2 protein-coding genes and 2 pseudogenes are annotated in these 2,252 nt (G+C 73.3%); 3 read left to right on the top strand and 1 reads right to left on the bottom strand.

Annotated elements, in window-relative coordinates:
- Positions 1-252: pseudogene (locus ACOJTC_RS11185) on the top strand (MarR family transcriptional regulator); the annotation flags it as partial.
- Between the two features lie 10 nt (positions 253-262).
- Positions 263-1,249, top strand: coding sequence for a pirin family protein (locus ACOJTC_RS11180; RefSeq protein WP_420116792.1), 987 nt, complete (start codon positions 263-265; stop codon positions 1,247-1,249).
- A gap of 61 nt (positions 1,250-1,310) precedes the next feature.
- Here ACOJTC_RS11180 and ACOJTC_RS11175 read toward each other — a convergent pair whose 3' ends face one another.
- Positions 1,311-1,439 carry a hypothetical protein gene (locus tag ACOJTC_RS11175; protein ID WP_269756975.1) on the bottom strand — a complete coding sequence of 43 codons (129 nt, stop codon included), beginning with the start codon at positions 1,437-1,439 and terminating at the stop codon, positions 1,311-1,313.
- Positions 1,440-1,575: 136 nt separating this feature from the next.
- On the opposite strand from ACOJTC_RS11175, the pseudogene ACOJTC_RS11170 reads away from it, so the two are divergent.
- Positions 1,576-2,252 (top strand): annotated as a pseudogene (locus ACOJTC_RS11170) (phospholipase); the annotation flags it as partial.

The raw sequence follows: 2,252 nt of genomic DNA, 5'->3' as shown, positions 1-2,252 counted from the left end.
ACCATGCAGCGGCGGGGTCTGGTCGCCCGGCAGTCCTGCCCCGGGGACCGTCGGGGCAGCGAGGCGGTGCTCACCGCCGCCGGGCTGCTCGCCCTGCGTGAGGCCGCGCCGGGGCACCTCGCCTCGGTCCGGCGGCACCTGATGGACGACCTCGACGACGCCGAGGTCGCCACCCTGACCCGGGTCTTCGACCGGCTCGGCCGGCGGCTGCGCGCCGACCGGGACGCGTCGTCCACCCACCGCGACACCTGAGGAGCCCGTGATGCCCGCGATCACCGTCGACGACGTCCTCGTCCTGCCCCGTCTGCCCCGGCTCGACGAGACCACCAGCTACCGGCCGGTCCGCCGGCTGACCACCGCCCCCAGCGGCTACGAGGGTGAGGGCTTCCCGGTCCGCCGCGCCTTCGCCGGGGTGCCGATGTCGGATCTCGACCCGTTCATCCACCTCGACCAGATGGGCGAGGTGGACTACGCGCCGGGCGAGCCGAAGGGCACCCCGTGGCACCCGCACCGGGGCTTCGAGACGGTCACCTACATGATCGACGGGATCATGGACCACCAGGACTCGCAGGGCGGCGGCGGCACCATCACCGACGGCGACACCCAGTGGATGACAGCCGGCAGTGGCCTGTTGCACATCGAGGCCCCGCCGGAGCACCTGGTCGCCAGCGGCGGCCTCTTCCACGGCCTCCAGCTCTGGGTCAACCTGCCCCGGGTGGCCAAGATGATGCCGCCGCGCTACCAGGACATCCGTGGTCGGGAGTCGGCGCTGCTGACCACGCCGGACGGTGGCGCGCTGATCCGGATCATCGCCGGTGAGATCGCCGGGCACCGGGGGCCGGGGTCGACCCACACCCCGATCACCATCGCGCACGTCACGCTGGAGCCCGGCGCGGAGCTGGACCTGCCCTGGCGGGCCGACTTCAACGCGCTGGTCTACGCGCTCTCCGGTCGCGGCACGGTCGGCACCGACCGGCGGCCGTTCCAGGGCGGCCAGTTGGCCGTGCACGGTTCGGGCGACGCGCTGCGGGTGACCGCCGCCGGCAGACAGGACGGCAACACCCCGGCTCTGGACCTCTACATCATGGGCGGAAAGCCCATCCGGGAGCCGGTGGCGCACTACGGGCCGTTCGTGATGAACACCCGCGCCGAGCTGATGCAGGCCTTCGAGGACTTCCAGGCCGGCAAGCTGGGCGTGGTTCCCGCCCAGCGGCTGCCGCACACCGGCGGCCAGGGCGACCGCCCCTGAGACCGACCTCCGACGGGCGTCCCGGTGTCACCCCGGGACGCCCTGGGCGGCACCGCATCGGTCAGGAGACCGCGAAGATCCCGGCCACCCCGAGGATCACCATCAGCAGCACCGCCAGGATCGCGCCGCGTTCGCTCTCGACCGCATCCGTACGGTCCTCGGTCGCGGGGTTCGTCGTCTCGGCGGGCATGGCCTGGCCTCCTCGGCGTTCACGGCTTCGCGGGGTGCGGTAGGCCACCGTCCGGGCGGGGTCCGGGAGACCCGGCGTGCGTACCGACGGTGGGGGTCCTACCGTGAGGACGTCGTCGACCTCGGGAGGCTGGAACGTGGCGATCGAGGACTGGTTCCTGACCGCTGAGGAACGCGCCAACCCGGTCTCCGGGATACCCGTCTGGACGTCCGGAAACCTCGCCGAGCCGTTGATTCACGGCTCGGCGTACTTCGACCGCCTGGTCACCGAGGTCGAGGCGCTGGGCGCGGGCGACCAGCTCTTCTTCACCGACTGGCGGGGCGACCCGGACGAGCGGATGCGCCCGGACGGCCCGACGGTGGCCCAGCTCTTCGCCCGGGCCGCCCAGCGGGGCGTGCTGGTCAAGGGGCTGCTCTGGCGCTCCCACCTCGACGCGTTGTCCTACAGCGAGGCGGAGAACCGCGACCTGAGCGAGACGGTCAACGCCGCCGGTGGTGAGGTGCTGCTCGACCAGCGCGTCCGGCGGGGCGGGTCCCATCACCAGAAGCTGGTGGTGCTGCGCCACCGCGACGCCCCGGAGCGGGACGTCGCCTTCGCCGGCGGGATCGACCTCTGCCACAGCCGCCGCGACGACGCCGCACACCAGGGCGACCCGCAGCCCGTGTCGATCGACGGCCGGTACGGCGAGCGCCCGGCGTGGCACGACGCCTCGATGGAGCTCCGCGGGCCGGTCGTCGCCGACGTGCTCGCGGTGTTCGCGGAGCGGTGGGACGACCCGCACCCGCTCGACCGCAGCCTGCCGTACCGGATGCT

The organism is Micromonospora sp. (assembly GCF_048594385.1).
Classification (GTDB): Bacteria; Actinomycetota; Actinomycetes; order Mycobacteriales; family Micromonosporaceae; genus Micromonospora; species Micromonospora wenchangensis.
The sequence above is the reverse complement of the archived record's forward strand: the minus strand, read 5'-3'. Positions and strand labels throughout refer to the sequence as shown.